The organism is Streptomyces sp. HNM0645, from assembly GCF_030056615.1.
GTDB classification, from domain to species: domain Bacteria; phylum Actinomycetota; class Actinomycetes; order Streptomycetales; family Streptomycetaceae; genus Streptomyces; species Streptomyces marianii.
The window spans coordinates 75,309-89,834 of record NZ_JASHLT010000026.1; the positions used below are offsets into that span (position 1 = coordinate 75,309).

Consider the following 14,526-nt stretch of genomic DNA (forward strand, 5'->3'; position numbering starts at 1 on the left):
CGATTATCGGAAGGAAGCCGTCATGGGAGCGTCAAGAACTCGTTAAAGATTAGGTAAGGTAACGAAGTGTCGCTTGCCGGGGGAACGATCCGGCGACAAGCGCGAGGGGAAGGATCGGCCGCTGACTGTCCACCAGCTCAATGCACTCCTGCTCATCTGCTCGCTCGTTCTGCTCATCGCCGTCGCGGCGGTGCGCATCTCCTCCCGGAGCGGGCTCCCCAGCCTGCTGCTGTATCTGGGCATCGGGGTCGCGATAGGACAGGACGGCATCTTCAACGTCGAGTTCGACAATGCCGGACTTACGCAGGTGATCGGCTATGCCGCACTCGTGGTGATCCTGGCCGAGGGTGGCCTGGGCACCCAGTGGAAGGAGGTCAAACCGGCCCTGCCCGCGGCGGCCATGCTGTCCACGGTCGGCATCGCCGTGAGCGTGGGAGTCACCGCGGCCGGAGCGCACTACCTGGTCGGACTGGAATGGCAGCAGGCCGTCATCATCGGAGCGGTCGTCTCCTCGACGGACGCCGCCGCGGTCTTCTCCGTGCTGCGCAGGGTGCCCCTCCCCTCCCGCATCACCGGTGTGCTGGAGGCCGAGTCCGGCTTCAACGACGCCCCCGTCGTCATCCTGGTCATCGCACTCTCCACCACGGAACCGGTCGACGAGTGGTACATCCTCGTCGGAACGATCCTGCTGGAACTGGCGATCGGCGCCGCCATCGGCCTCGCGGTCGGCTGGCTCGGCGCGTACGGGCTGCGGCGCGTCGCCCTGCCCGCCTCCGGCCTGTACCCGATCGCCGTCATGGCCATCGCGGTGACGGCGTACGCCGTCGGCGCCCTCGTCCACGGCAGCGGTTTCCTGGCCGTCTACCTCGCGGCGATGGTGCTCGGGAACTCCAAGCTCCCCCACTGGCCGGCCACCCGGGGATTCGCCGACGGGCTCGGCTGGATCGCCCAGATCGGCATGTTCGTCCTCCTGGGACTACTCGTCACCCCGCACGAGCTCGTACGCGACTTCTGGCCCGCGGTGGTCATCGGACTGGTGCTGACGATGGCGGCACGGCCGCTGTCGGTCGTCGTCAGCCTGCTGCCGTTCCGCATCCCGTGGCGGGAGAGAGCACTGATGTCGTGGGCCGGTCTGCGCGGTGCCGTCCCCATCATCCTGGCGACCATCCCGCTGGTGTCCGGGATCGAGGGCAGCGAGCGGATCTTCAACATCGTGTTCGTGCTGGTCGTCGTCTACACGCTGATCCAGGGCCCGACGCTGCCCTGGGTGGCGAAGGCACTGAGGCTCGGGAACGGCGCGGAGGCCGCGGACCTGGGCATCGAGTCGGCGCCGCTGGAGCGGCTCCGCGGCCATCTGCTGTCGGTCGCGATCCCGGAGAAGTCCCGGATGCACGGCGTCGAGGTCGGCGAACTGCGGCTGCCCGCCGGCGCCGCCGTCACGCTCGTCGTCCGCGAGAGCGAGAGCTTCGTGCCGAGCCCGACGACGGTACTGCGGCGCGGTGACGAACTGCTGGTGGTGGCCACCGATCCGGTGCGGGACGCGGCGGAGGCGCGCCTGCGGGCCGTGGGCCAGGGCGGAAAGCTGGCCGGCTGGCTGGGGACGGGCGGCTAGCCGGCCGGGTGTTCCGTCCCGAGAGGTGTTCCGTCCCGAGAGGGCCGGGCGGCGGACGGGCGCGTGTCCCGAGGGCGCGGGGCGGCGGACGAGTTTCGGGTCGACGCGGGCAGCGGACGGAGGCGGTGGCACGGTGCGTGTCCCCTGGGCGGGCTCGGGCAGCGGGCGCGGGGGTCGCCCGCTCGTGCCGGCGCCGGACCGGGTTCGCGGCGCCGACGTGGAGGTGTCCCGCCGACCAATCCCAGGTGAGGCTCCCATCACGTCGGCCCATTCCGAGGCGGTACACCTCCGACCCCTGTAGCATGAAGGCACACTGATCGACCAACTCTGCCTGACGCAGAGCTGGCGCGACCGTATGGCGGCCGAACGACTCCCCGCAGTGGGGCCCGGCATCTACCGCAGTTCCGCGCAAGAGGACAGCTCTCGGCGATCCCCGGCACCCCGGGAGAGCGCTACCAGGCGGCAGAAAGGCAAGGGCCGTGGAGTCCACGGTCGCTTCTGACACGTCTACCGGCACGCCTTCGAGCACTCCCCCCACGCCGTATTCCGGCACGGCTACGTCCACGCGCCCGGTCGCGTCCGACAGGGCTTCGTCCACGGGTACGCCCCGGTCCTCACGTAAGCAGCCGCCCTCCGCACCGTCCGGCGGCCGGCGCCCCGGCTACGGACAGTTGCTCCGCACTCCCGGCGCGTGGACGTTCCTGCTCCCCGGGTTCGCCGCCCGGCAGCCGTTCGCGATGCTGACGATCGGCATCGTCCTCCTCGTCCAGCACACCACCGGTTCGTACGGCAGCGCGGGCGCCGTCGCCGCCGTCACGGGCGTTTCCATGGCGCTCTTCGCCCCGCAGAGCGGCAAGCTCGCCGACCGCTTCGGGCAGCGGGCCGTCTTGGTGCCGGGTGTGCTGGTGCACACCGCGGCCGTCGGCGCACTGACCGCGCTCGCGCTCGCGGGCGCCCCCCTGTGGGCGCTCTTCGCAGCCGCGGTGCCGACCGGCGCTTCGGTGCCGCAGGTCGGCCCGATGGTGCGGGCCCGCTGGGCGGCGAAGCTCGGCGGGTCCCGGCTGATGCCGACGGCCGCGGCGTTCGAGTCCGTCACCGACGAGTTCACCTTCGTGATCGGACCGGTGCTGGCCACCGCCCTGTGCACCGGCGTCCACCCGGCCGCCGGTCTCGTCGCCGAGGCCGGACTGACCCTGGCCGGCGGTCTGCTGTTCGCCGCCCAGCGCCGCACTCAGCCCCCCTTCGGCAGCCCCGTGATCGGCGGGCCGGCCGTCCGCACGTCGGCCCTGTCGGTGCCGGGCGTGCGGGTCCTCGCGATCGCCTTCCTCGGCATCGGTTCGGTGTTCGGCGGCATGCAGGTCTCGCTCACCGCGTTCACCGAGGAGATCGGGCAGCCCGGTATGAACGGTCTGCTTTACGGACTCTTCGCCACAGGCAACATGCTCGCGGGCGTCGCCGTCGGTGCGATCGCCTGGAAGTCCGGTCCTCGGCGCCGCATGGTGCTGGGCTACGCGGGTCTGGCGCTCGCCGCGTCGCTGCTGTGGACGGCCCACTCCACCGTGCTGCTCGGCGTGCTGGGACTGGTCGTCGGAGTGTTCATCGCACCCGCGCTGATCAGCGGCTTCACGCTGGTCGAACCGCTGGTTCCGGCGTCGGCGCGGACGGAGGCCTTCACCTGGCTGACCGGGTCCGTGGCGCTCGGCCAGGCGGCCGCGGTGACGGTCGCCGGCCGACTCGCCGACGCCCACGGCTCGACCGCGGGATTCCTCGTACCGCTGGTGGGCACCGTGTTGGCCCTGGCCACCGTGGTGGCACTGCGGTCGCGCCTCGCACCGCGCCCGCACAGCCGTACGGTCGCACGTGGTGTCGGTCACCGAGTGCCCGTGACGGTGGACTGAGACGAGGGAATGCGTCACTATGGATCGTCGTTAGCACTCATCGAGTGAGAGTGCCAGGAGGAAGACAAGTGCCGACCTACCAGTACCAGTGCACCGAGTGCGGCGAGGGCCTCGAGGCGGTGCAGAAGTTCACCGACGACGCCCTGACCGAGTGCCCCGGCTGCCAGGGACGCCTCAAGAAGGTGTTCTCGGCCGTCGGCATCGTCTTCAAGGGCTCCGGCTTCTACCGCAACGACAGCCGCGGCTCCTCGTCGAGCAGCGCTCCGTCGTCCTCGTCGGCGAAGTCCTCGGCGTCCTCTTCTCCCTCGGGTTCCTCCTCGTCGTCGGACTCCAAGGCGTCCGCGGGCTCCTCCAGCTCGTCGGGATCGTCGGCCCCGTCCGGCAGCACGACGGCCGCCTGACTCCTGAGCTCTCGCAGGGTCCCCACCGCCTTCGGGCAGCGGGGACCTTTCGCGTATGCGACGGGCGTCGTGCCCGGTCGGTCCGGCCGGCCCGGTGGCGGGCGGCGGGCGGCGGGCGGCGGGCGGCGGGCGGCGTGAGAGTCGTGGAAGTGGGCGGTTTCACCGACGGTGACGGGTGGCCGTGGGCGGATACCGGCCCGTGTTCGAGCGCGGCTACTGTGACGACCATGGCCAACGCAGAGAGCACACAGCGCGCGGAGATCGGCGTCATCGGCGGCTCGGGTTTCTACTCCTTCCTGGAGAACGTGACCGAGGCGGAGATCACGACGCCGTACGGCAGCCCCAGTGATTCCCTGTTCTTCGGCGAGATCGCGGGCAGGAAGGTCGCCTTCCTGCCCCGGCACGGCCGCAGCCACCGCCTCCCGCCGCACCGCATCAACTACCGCGCCAACCTGTGGGCCCTGCGGTCCGTGGGCGTTCGCCAGGTCCTGGGGCCGTGTGCCGTCGGCGGCCTCCGGCCGGAGTACGGACCCGGAACCCTGCTGGTCCCCGACCAGTTGGTGGACCGGACCAAGTCCCGGGCCGACACGTACTTCGACGGTGAGCCGCTGACGGACGGCGAGGTGCCCAACGTCGTCCATGTGTCGCTCGCCGACCCGTACTGCCCGGCGGGCCGGACGGCCGCGCTGACCGCGGCTCGCGGCCGCGACTGGGAGCCGGTCGACGGCGGAACGCTCGTCGTGGTGGAGGGGCCGCGCTTCGGCACCCGCGCCGAGTCCCGCTGGCACGCGGCCATGGGCTGGTCGGTGGTCGGCATGACCGGGCACCCCGAGGCCGCGCTCGCCCGTGAGCTGGAGCTCTGCTACACGTCCATGAACCTGGTGACGGACCTCGACGCCGGGGCGGAGAGCGGCGAGGGCGTCTCGCACGAGGAAGTCCTGGAGGTCTTCGCCGCGAACGTCGACCGGCTGAGGGACGTCCTGTTCGACGCGGTGGCCGGACTGCCGGCGAACGGGGCACGCGACTGCCTCTGCAAGAGAGCGCTGAACGGCCTGAAGACGGGCATAACGCTGCCGTAATACGCGCTGCCGTAGTACTCGCTGCCGTAGTGCGGGACGGGCGTCGTGGAGTGCGGGCGGGTCGGTGCCCGAGCCACGGTCACCCGTGGGGGTGAGGACGTTCTCCACACTCCTCAAGTCGTCCACAGGCCGGAGCGGGCCGCCGCGTGAACGGGGATCGTGAGGGGCGCCGGGCGTACCCCGCCCGCGTCACTTCCCCGCACACGACAGGCGGTCACCACCATGACGCTGCTCTCCACGCCCTCCTCCCACGGCCACGTACCTTCCACGCCCTCCACGCCCTCCACTCCCCCCAGCCCCTCCAGCCCCTCCGGCCGCTCGGGCTCCTCGGATTCCTGGAGCTCCTCGGCGGCCTGGAAGCCTCCCCGCTCGACGAGGGCCGTTGGCCCCTCGGCGGCCTGGGGGCCGGGGTTGCCCTCGGCTCCCGCGCCGGAACCCTGCGGGGTGCCCGCGTTCGCCCCCCTGAGGGTGCCGGACGGACGGCCGTGGCAACGGACGCGGTTGCGAAGGGTGCTGCGGCGTAGGCGACGGGCACTGGCCGCGGGTCTGGCCGTCACCGCCGCCGCGCTGGCGGCCTGGCTGCCCCGAGTGCAGCCCGGTCCGGACACGCCGCGCGAGCCGACCGCGCTACCGCGGCACGCCCCGCCCTCCCAGGGACCGCCGCCACCGCCCTCGACTCCGGCGGGCCCGTCACAAGGCCCTTCGGCGGGAGGCACTTCGCCCGGCGATGCCGCGCAGGGCGATGCGTTGCCGGGAAACGCTTCGGCTCGGTCGGCGGAGATCGTGTCCGCTCCGGTGCGGATCGCGGACGCGGAGACCGTCCGGCTGCTGGAGCCGGGCGACCGCGTCGACGTGATCGCGGCCCCCGCGATGCCGGCGGGCACGGTTTTCGGCCGAGGTGCGGGCATCGGCGGCGCGTCGCGCACGGGCCCCGACGCACGCGTCATCGTGACGGGCGCCCGTGTGACGGAGGTGCCACGGGCGGCGTCAGGGTTCCGGGACGGCGGCGCGCTGATCGTCCTGGCCGTGCCGCGCCCCGTGGCCACGGCGCTGGCCGGCGCGGGGGTCACCTCACGGCTGGCGGTGACACTGTGCTGAGCCGCGACCCTGTGCGCAAGGCACCCGTTCGCCCGCCGGCACGGACCCGCCGTCAGAGGTGGTGCGGGGGCTTCTCGTCGAGGAAGCGAGCGAGGTCCGCGGCACTGTCACCGCTCGCCGGAGACCGCTCGCCCCACCCGCGGTCCGTGTCGTCCGCGGACTGCTGGTCCAGCGGGTCGTCGAAGATCAGGCCCGGCTTGGGAAGGACCTGCGGCCGGGGTTCCTCCGCATCACGCGGTCCGGTGGATGGGGCGGTGCTCATGGGACCAGCGTACGCGGGCGCGAGCCGGCACATCGCTGCCCCGGCCCGCGCCACCTGGCCGGCGAAGGAGCAGGTCCGACAGGAGGACACCTCGCCCCGGCCCGAGAAGCCTGCCGGGGCCGCGCAGGAACCGGACGGGCCGGCGGTGTGGTGCGGGATGCGGATCCGGTGCCTCCTGCTGTGCTGGATCCATGACCTCCTCGACCTCTCCATCCGCTTCCCCCGGGCACGTCGGCTTCGGGGCGCTGCGCCACATGCACGCACGGCGCCGGGACGAGGCGCATCGCACGGCGACTCCGCTGGAGCTGTTCTTCGACCTCTGTTTCGTCGTCGCTGTGGGGCAGGCCGGGCTGCAACTGGTGCACGCGGTAGCGGAGAACCACGTCGCCGACGGCGTCGTCGGCTATCTGTACGTCTTCTTCGGCGTCTGGTGGGCCTGGATGAACTTCACCTGGTTCGCCTCCGCCTACGACTGCGACGACGTGCCGTACCGGATCGCGACACTGCTCGCGATCTGCGGGGTGCTGATCTACGCGGCGGGAGTGCCGAGGGCGTTCAACGACAACGACTGGACGATCACCGTCATCGGCTACGTCGTGATGCGGATCGCGCTGACCGCACAGTGGCTCCGCGCCGCCGCGTCCGAGGAGCGGGGGCCAGCACGCAGAACCGCGCTCATCTACGCATGCGGTCTGGCCCTGTGCCAGCTCGGCTGGATCGCCCTGCTGTTCGCGCCCGCGGACTGGAGACGCTGGCTCTTCCTGATCCTGGTGGCGGCCGAGTTGCTGGTGCCGGTCGTGGCCGAGAGTCGCCATCAGACGCCCTGGCATCCGCACCACATCGCCGAGCGCTACGGCCTGTTCACGATCATCGTGCTCGGCGAGACGATGTTCGCGACCACGGTGGCGGTCCAGTCAGCCCTGGGCGACGTCAAGGAGTTCTCCGAACTGGCGCCCATCGCGGGGGGCGGCATCCTGATCATCTTCTCCGCCTGGTGGATCTACTTCGCGGTGCCCGCCCATGAACGCCTCAAGAGCAACCGCGAATCCATTCCCTGGGGTTACGGCCATTTCCTGATCTTCGCCTCGGCCGCCGCGATCGGGGCGGGCCTGGAGGTGGCGGTCGAGCAGTCCGTCGGCAAGGCGCACATCCCGACGCCGACCGCCTCGGCCGCCGTGACCGTGCCGACGGCGATCTACCTGTTGACGGTGTGGTTCCTGCACGCACGGCACTTCAAGGAGACGCTGGCGCAGCAACTGGTCCTCCCGGTCGCCGTCCCCGCGGTCCTCCTCTGCACTCTCGCCGGCCACTGGGCCGTCCTCGCGGCGGGGCTGGTGGCCGCGGCCACGGTCGCGACGGGCGTCACCCTGGCGAGTCGCACCCCCGAGAGGAAGCGGGCCTCCGGTACTCCCCTGTCGGGGGTGTGACGACTCCCCGCCGATCGGTACCGGTGGCACCGGCGGGCTCCTGACGCCACGGCGATGAGGCCCGGGCAGTGACGCCACGGCGATGAGTCCACGCCGGCGCCGAGGCCGTCTCACCGTCGGCGGCCACGTGATACGCAGAAGTCATGGGACTCAACGATGCATTGACCGATGTGAGCGGCATCCGGGTCGGCCACGCCCGGCTCGGCGGTGAGGGCGCGCTCAGCGGCACCACGGTCGTCCTCGCGCCCGAAGGCGGCGCCGTGGCCGCGGTGGACGTCCGGGGCGGGGGTCCCGGCACCCGGGAGACCGACGCCCTCGACCCCCGCAACCTCGTCCAGCGCATCGAGGCGATCGTGCTGACCGGAGGCAGCGCCTTCGGCCTGGACTCGGCATCGGGCGTGATGGCGTGGCTGGAGGAGCGGGGACGCGGGGTGCCGGCCGGACGGGAACCCGGGCAGGTCGTGCCGGTCGTTCCCGCGGCGTGCGTCTTCGACCTCGGGCGCGGCGGCGACTGGCGGGCGAGGCCGGACGCGTCGACGGGGCGCGCCGCGGTGGAGGCGGCGGCGCGCACGGAGTCCGGTGCGCCGGTCCAGGAGGGCTCCGTCGGCGCGGGCACCGGCGCGGTGGTAGGCCGGATCAAGGGAGGTGTGGGCACCGCGGGCACGGTGCTGGGGGACGGTACGACGGTCGCCGCGCTGGTGGTGGCCAACGCCGCGGGCTCCGCACTCGACCCGGACACCGGTGTGCTCTACGGGCGGCACTTCTTCGGCGCGAAGCCGGTGGAACCCGCTCCGGAGGTCCACGCGGCGGCGCTGCACCGGCTGGCCGAGGCCTCCGTCCGCAATGGGGCACCTCCGCTGAACACGACCCTCGCCGTCGTCGCCACCGACGCCGACCTCACCCGTGCCCAGGCTCACAAACTCGCCGGCACCGCGCACGACGGCATCGCCCGCGCCGTGCGGCCCGTCCATCTCCTCAACGACGGGGACACCGTATTCGCCCTCGCCACCGGCACACGTCCGCTCGACGGCCATCCACTCGCCCTCAACGCGGTGCTCGCCGCCGGCGCGGACGTCGTCACCCGTGCGGTCGTCCGGGCGGTACTGGCCGCCGAAAGCGTGCACGGGCCGGGAGGGGACTTCCCTTCGTACACCGAGCTGTACGGGGGGCGTCGCGAGGGCCGGGCCGGTGCAGGGCCCGGCCCCCGGGAGCGCTGACTGACGTGCGGCGCAAGGAAGTTGAGGGGGCGCGCGGATGCGGCGGAACTTCGGCGGGTGCGCCGTTCGTTTTCCCGAACCCGGGACGAGATGTCAGACCCAGGGACTACGTTAAGCAGTCATCAAGTGACGTGTGGCAACGGCCTGGAGATCCGGGAGATCCACCTTGAACGATCCGTATGAGACAACCGAGACGCACCTCGAGCGGCTCCTGGGTCGGGCTCTCAATTCCTTCGACCTTCCCGACAGTGTGGTGGAGCGGCTCGATTCGGCTCTGGCCCATGACAGTTCGCTGCACTCCTCACACCACAGCGCGGCCCTGGACCGTTCGACCTACCGGCACGCGTACCTCCTGGCCGACGGCTCCTCCCTCACGTTGTGGGAGCTGGTGCACAGCACCGGCCGTGACGGCGCCCGACGGCACGAGCTGTACGTGGACGAGGGAGAGGCCCGACTCGCGGCGTCCCGGCTGCGTCCGGACCGGGGACGGCAGCCCGGCGCGGACGGTGCGGACGGCGGACAGGCCGACGAATTCGCCGCGATATTCGGCTCGGCGCCCGAGGGCGTCGGCCACGACGGCCCGGACGGGAGGCCCGTCGACGACCTTGACGCCGATCTGGAGCTGCTGGGCCGCCTGCTGGCCACTCCGCCGATGCCCCCGGCACGTACCTACGTCCCCGACGACTCAGCGGACCATGCCCGGCGACTGCTGCGCCGGGCCGAGAACCCGGACCGGCCCGGTGAGGAGACGGCCGACCAGCTGCGTGCCGCTTTCGCGCACCACATCGGGCAGGCGTTCGGCCGACGGTGCCCGGCCGCCGATGTGCGGGACGCCGTCTTCACGCTCTACGAGCACGCGTTCCTGCTGCTCGACGGCACGGAGCTGAGTCTGTGGGAGGTCGAGCACACGGCCACACCCGACGGTCGCCACATGTGCGAGGTGTACGAGGACGAGCGCACCGCGCGCGAGGCCATGGAGCTCCGCGCCCGGGTGCGCTGACGGACGCCCCGTACAGGTGACCCGGATCAGCGGACGGCGCCCCACGGGCCCGTACGCCGGTCGTGCCGCCACGGGACCCGCCCAGCCGGCTCCGGTGCCTTCTCTGGAGACACGCGCCCGTCCGCACGGCACCAGGCCACCCCAGTGCCGGGGCGGGAAGGACAGGGCTGATGTCTTTGGGCCGCAGGCCTGGCATCGTGGGACCGCAGGCCTGACATCGTGGTGCCCGGAGCCGAAGGGCGGGAGACCACGGGGCTGGGCTCAGACCGCCGCGACGACCTTGGGTTTGTCGGGCGCGGCCGTCGGCCGGGCCGACGCCTCGGATGTCCTCCGCAGCCCCTTCAGCAGGATGACCAGGGCCGCGCTGATCACGGTGCCGGTCAGGATGGCGAGCAGGTAGAGGACCGCGTTGCCGATCAGCGGCACGACGAAGATGCCTCCGTGCGGGGCCCGCAGCGTGCACTCGAAGGCCATCGACAGCGCTCCGGTGACGGCGCCGCCCACCATGACCGACGGAATCACCCGCAGCGGGTCGGCCGCGGCGAACGGGATCGCGCCCTCCGTGATGAACGAAGCGCCCAGCACCCAGGCCGCCTTGCCGTTCTCCCGCTCGGCCCTGGTGAAGAGCCGGCCACGGACCGTCGTGGCCAGCGCCATCGCGAGCGGGGGCACCATGCCGGCTGCCATCACGGCCGCCATGACCTTCAGCGAGCCCTCGGTCGGACTGGCGAGGCCGCCGACCGCGAACGTGTACGCGACCTTGTTGAGCGGGCCGCCGAGATCGAAGCACATCATCAGGCCGAGGAGCGCGCCGAGGATGACGGCGTTCGCACCGCTGAGGCCGTTCAGCCAGTCGGTGAGGGCCTTCTGGAGCGAGGCGAGCGGCTTGCCGATCACCAGGAACATCAGGAAGCCGACGATCACCGAGGAGAGCAGCGGGATCACGACTACGGGCATGATGCCGCGCAGCACCGTGGGCACTCTGACCTTCTGGATCGCGAGCACCACGGCGCCGGCGAGAAGTCCCGCCACCAGACCGCCGAGGAAGCCCGCCTTTATGGTGATGGCGATCGCGCCGCCGACGAAGCCCGGGACGAGTCCGGGTCGGTCGGCCATGCCGTAGGCGATGTACCCGGCGAGGACGGGGATCAGGAAGCTGAACGCCAACCCCCCGATCTGGAAGAGGAGTGCGGCCCAGCTGGACTGGTCGCCCCAGGCGAAGGAGTCGGCGACGGACCTCGCGTCGGCGATCTCGTATCCGCCGATGGCGAAGCCGAGCGCGATCAGAAGACCGCCGGCGGCAACGAACGGGATCATGTAACTGACACCGGACATCAGCCACTTGCGGAGCTTGGTTCCATAGCCCTCACCGGGCTCCCCGGCTCCCTCGACGGGGGTGGGCCGGGCCGCGGGCGCCACCGCGCCGCGGGCGGCCTTGTCCCGGGCCTCGTCGATGAGTTCGGCGGCGCGGTTGATCCCGGCCTTCACCCCGACGTCCACGACGGGCTTGCCGTCGAAGCGCTCCTTCTCCCGCACGGGCACGTCGTGCGCGAGGATCACGGCATCGGCCCCGGTGACGACGTCGGGGTCCAGCCTGGCGAACCCGGCGGAACCCTGGGTCTCGACGGAGACCTCGACCCCCGCCTCCTGGCCGGCGCGTTCGATGGCCTCTGCGGCCATGTAGGTGTGCGCGATGCCGGTCGGGCAGGAGGTGACGGCGACGATCCGGAAGGGCGCGGCCGAGGCCCCGGCACCTCCCGGCCCGGCCCCGGCATCCGGAGGTTCGGCACTCGCCGACCCACCCCTCTCCACCCCGGCATCCGCGGTCCCGGTCCTCGCGACGCCGGCAGGTACGGCTCCGGTGGCGTCGTGTTCGGGGCGCTCCCCCGGCGCCGGCGCCTCCGCGCCGGCCGGTACCGTCGCGGCTGCGGCCGCAGCCGCTTCTCCGTCCGACGCCTCTCCCCCGGCCTCTCCCTCGGTCGCCGTCTCCGCGGTCGCAGTCGCGGCCGCGGCCGTGTCACCCGTTGCGGCCGCGTTCGCCGCAGCAGCCGACGGCTCGACGTCCCCGCGGACCAGCGCCGCCGCGGTCGTCGCCGAAGCGGTACCGCGCAGGGCGGTGGTGAACTCGGTGTCCATCAGCCGCCGGGCGAGGGCCGAGAGGATGGTCAGATGCGCGTCGTCGGCGCCCGCCGGGGCGGCTATGAGGAAGACGAGGTCCGCGGGACCGTCCGGCGCACCGAAGTCGATGCCCTCGGAGGCCCGCCCGAAGGCCAGGGTGGGCTCGGTGACATGCGTGCTGCGGCAGTGCGGGATGCCGATGCCGCCGTCCAGCCCCGTGGGCATCTGGGCCTCGCGCGCGGCCACATCGGCCAGGAAGCCGTCGAGGTCGGTGACGCGCCCGAGCGCGACCATGCGCCGGGCGAGCGAGCGGGCCGCCTCCTCCTTCGTAGCGGCGGCCAGGTCGAGGTCGACCAGGTCCGCGGTGATCATGTCGCTCATCGCGGGCTCCCTTGCTGGGTGAGTGCGCGGTCCAGGGGGACGTCCGCGGTCACCAGGACCGCGGCGGGATCGAGATCGGACGGCGTGGGCATCACGCTGCCCGGAAGCCGGACGGCGGCCGCGCCATGCGCGACGGCGGCGGTGAGGGCGTCCTCACCGTCGCCGCCCGCGGCCAGGAATCCGGCCAGGGACGCGTCGCCGGCCCCGACGTCGCTGCGGACGGCGGCGACGGATGCGGCTCCGTAGAAGGTCCCGGCGTCGGAGACGAGCAGTTGCCCGTCGGCGCCGAGACTGGCCAGCACCACACCCGCGCCGAGCTCGCGCAGTTCCTCCGCCGCCTTCACCGCGTCGCCGACGGTGGCGAGCGGACGGCCGACGGCTTCGGCGAGCTCTGCGGCGTTCGGCTTGACGACATCGGGCCGCGCGGAGAGGGCGGCCGTCAGAGGGGGCCCGGACGTGTCCAGTGCGACACGGGCCCCCGACTCACGGGCACGGGAGACGAGTTCGGCGTACCAGGACGGCGCCAGTCCACGCGGCAGGCTGCCGCAGCAGGCGATCCAGTCGGCGGTGCGGGACTGCGCGGCTACCGCCGTGAGCAGCGCCTGCGACTCGTCCGGCGTGAGCTCGGGGCCAGGAGCGTTGATCTTCGTCAGGGTGCCGTCGGACTCGGCGAGGGCGATGTTCGAGCGGGTCACTCCGGCGATGGGGACGGGCGCGGTCGCGATGCCCTGCCCGGCCAGCAGTTCCGCGACGAGCGCTCCGGGGGCGCCACCGAGCGGCAGGACGGCGACGGTGCGGTGCCCGGCCGCCGCGACCGCCCGTGACACGTTGACACCCTTGCCGCCCGGGTCCATGCGTTCACCGGTGGCCCGCAGCACGCTGCCGCGCTCCAGTCCGGGGATCTCGTACGTCCGGTCCAGCGAGGGGTTCGGGGTGACGGTGAGAATCATGTACGTACTACTTCCGTGCCTGCGGCCCCGACGGCCGCGGCTTCCTCGGGGCTGAGGCCGCTGTCCGTGATGAGCAGGTCGACGTCGGCGAGGTCGGCGAAGCGGGCGAAGTGCTCCTCGCCGTACTTCGCGGAGTCCGCGAGAAGCACGACGCGGCGCGCCGCCGCGACGAGGGCCCGCTTGACCGCGGCCTCGGCAAGGTCGGGTGTGGTGAGCCCGCCGGCTGCGGAGAAACCGTTCGTTCCGAGGAAGACCACGTCGGCGCGGATCTCCCCGTACGCCCGCAGCGCCCAGGCGTCGACGGCGGCACGGGTGCGGTGCCGGACACGGCCGCCGACGAGATGCAGGTCGATGCCGGGGTGGTCGGCGAGCCGGGCGGCGGCTGGCAGGGCGTGGGTGACGACGGTCAGCGAGCACTCCAGCGGGAACGCGGCGGCCAGTCGCGCCACCGTGGAACCGGCGTCGAGGATGACACTGCCGTCCTCGGGGAGTTCGGAGAGCGCCGCCCGGGCTATGCGGTCCTTCTCGTCGGCCGCGGTGGACTCGCGCTCGGCGAGGTCGGGCTCGAAGTCGAGCCGGCCGGCCGGGATGGCGCCACCGTGCACCCTGCGTACCAGTCCGGCCCGGTCAAGCGCCTTCAGGTCGCGCCGGATGGTCTCGGCGGTGACCTGGAACTCGCCGGCGAGCGAGAGCACCTCGACCCGGCCGCCTTCACGTGCGAGACGGAGGATCTCCTGCTGGCGCTCCGGTGCATACATGTGGGTTTACTTCCATTTCACGCCCGAATCTGTGGTTCCATCGTCAGGCTACGCCTCGACATTCACAAAGTAAATAAATTCGGGCATGAAACGGGCACAAATAGACCCGGCCGGTCTGGCCGGAGGGATACTCGGCACCGGGCGGCAACAGACCGGGCACCCACCCCACGCCCCCTCGGGCCGGCGCGGACCCGGGCGGGCACCCGTCGTGTGCGGGCCCGTATGTGCGGAGGCCCGGCACCGGGGGGTTTCCCGGTGCCGGGCCTCGCGGGGCGGAAACCCCGAACCGCGGGGTTCCGTCCGGCAGCCGGCGCGGGACGGGCGA

General features: G+C 72.4%; 13 protein-coding genes. 8 read left to right on the top strand and 5 right to left on the bottom strand.

Going from position 1 to position 14,526, the window contains the following annotated elements:
* Positions 1 to 73 precede the first annotated feature (73 nt).
* The 4 genes from QMZ92_RS19850 (at position 74) to QMZ92_RS19865 (ending at position 4,990) form a co-directional block, all read left to right on the top strand.
* Positions 74 to 1,612 carry a potassium/proton antiporter gene (locus tag QMZ92_RS19850; protein WP_283298708.1) on the top strand — a complete coding sequence of 513 codons (1,539 nt, stop codon included), beginning with the start codon at positions 74 to 76 and terminating at the stop codon, positions 1,610 to 1,612.
* 737 nt (positions 1,613 to 2,349) lie between these two features.
* Complete coding sequence (locus tag QMZ92_RS19855; RefSeq protein WP_349307743.1) at positions 2,350 to 3,510, top strand: MFS transporter; 1,161 nt, start codon at positions 2,350 to 2,352, stop codon at positions 3,508 to 3,510.
* A gap of 68 nt (positions 3,511 to 3,578) precedes the next feature.
* Positions 3,579 to 3,911 (top strand): FmdB family zinc ribbon protein, encoded by a 333-nt coding sequence (locus tag QMZ92_RS19860; RefSeq protein WP_283298710.1) that lies wholly within the window; start codon positions 3,579 to 3,581, stop codon positions 3,909 to 3,911.
* 227 nt (positions 3,912 to 4,138) lie between these two features.
* Entirely contained in the window at positions 4,139 to 4,990 is an 852-nt protein-coding gene (locus QMZ92_RS19865; RefSeq protein ID WP_283298711.1) for an S-methyl-5'-thioadenosine phosphorylase, read from the top strand.
* Between the two features lie 113 nt (positions 4,991 to 5,103).
* On the opposite strand, the gene QMZ92_RS19870 is transcribed toward QMZ92_RS19865, so the two are convergent.
* A complete protein-coding gene (locus tag QMZ92_RS19870) occupies positions 5,104 to 5,547 on the bottom strand; it encodes a hypothetical protein (protein ID WP_283298737.1) in 444 nt (147 codons plus the stop codon).
* Positions 5,548 to 5,773: 226 nt separating this feature from the next.
* Here QMZ92_RS19870 and QMZ92_RS36075 point away from each other — a divergent pair, with 226 nt between their 5' ends.
* Positions 5,774 to 6,088 (top strand): hypothetical protein, encoded by a 315-nt coding sequence (locus QMZ92_RS36075; protein WP_349307742.1) that lies wholly within the window; start codon positions 5,774 to 5,776, stop codon positions 6,086 to 6,088.
* 52 nt (positions 6,089 to 6,140) lie between these two features.
* On the opposite strand, the gene QMZ92_RS19880 is transcribed toward QMZ92_RS36075, so the two are convergent.
* Positions 6,141 to 6,350 (bottom strand): hypothetical protein, encoded by a 210-nt coding sequence (locus QMZ92_RS19880; RefSeq protein WP_283298713.1) that lies wholly within the window; start codon positions 6,348 to 6,350, stop codon positions 6,141 to 6,143.
* Between the two features lie 191 nt (positions 6,351 to 6,541).
* Between QMZ92_RS19880 and QMZ92_RS19885 the strand changes: the two genes are divergently transcribed.
* The 3 genes from QMZ92_RS19885 to QMZ92_RS19895 all read left to right on the top strand — a co-directional run bounded on the left by QMZ92_RS19885 (position 6,542) and on the right by QMZ92_RS19895 (position 9,994).
* Positions 6,542 to 7,777, top strand: a complete 1,236-nt coding sequence (locus tag QMZ92_RS19885) for a low temperature requirement protein A (RefSeq protein ID WP_283298714.1) — start codon at positions 6,542 to 6,544, stop codon at positions 7,775 to 7,777.
* Positions 7,778 to 7,920: 143 nt separating this feature from the next.
* Positions 7,921 to 8,994, top strand: coding sequence for a P1 family peptidase (locus QMZ92_RS19890; RefSeq protein WP_283298715.1), 1,074 nt, complete (start codon positions 7,921 to 7,923; stop codon positions 8,992 to 8,994).
* A gap of 166 nt (positions 8,995 to 9,160) precedes the next feature.
* Positions 9,161 to 9,994 carry a DUF6227 family protein gene (locus QMZ92_RS19895; RefSeq protein WP_283298716.1) on the top strand — a complete coding sequence of 278 codons (834 nt, stop codon included), beginning with the start codon at positions 9,161 to 9,163 and terminating at the stop codon, positions 9,992 to 9,994.
* Positions 9,995 to 10,255: 261 nt separating this feature from the next.
* On the opposite strand, the gene QMZ92_RS19900 is transcribed toward QMZ92_RS19895, so the two are convergent.
* The 3 genes from QMZ92_RS19900 to QMZ92_RS19910 are packed head-to-tail and all read right to left on the bottom strand — an operon-like array spanning position 10,256 to position 14,201.
* Positions 10,256 to 12,493 (bottom strand): PTS fructose transporter subunit IIABC, encoded by a 2,238-nt coding sequence (locus tag QMZ92_RS19900; protein WP_283298717.1) that lies wholly within the window; start codon positions 12,491 to 12,493, stop codon positions 10,256 to 10,258.
* Positions 12,490 to 13,443, bottom strand: a complete 954-nt coding sequence (gene pfkB, locus QMZ92_RS19905; RefSeq protein ID WP_283298718.1) for a 1-phosphofructokinase — start codon at positions 13,441 to 13,443, stop codon at positions 12,490 to 12,492. Before pfkB ends, QMZ92_RS19900 begins: the two co-directional genes overlap by 4 nt.
* Positions 13,440 to 14,201 carry a DeoR/GlpR family DNA-binding transcription regulator gene (locus QMZ92_RS19910; RefSeq protein ID WP_283298719.1) on the bottom strand — a complete coding sequence of 254 codons (762 nt, stop codon included), beginning with the start codon at positions 14,199 to 14,201 and terminating at the stop codon, positions 13,440 to 13,442. The genes pfkB and QMZ92_RS19910 overlap by 4 nt, the downstream gene beginning before the upstream one ends.
* Positions 14,202 to 14,526 lie beyond the last annotated feature (325 nt).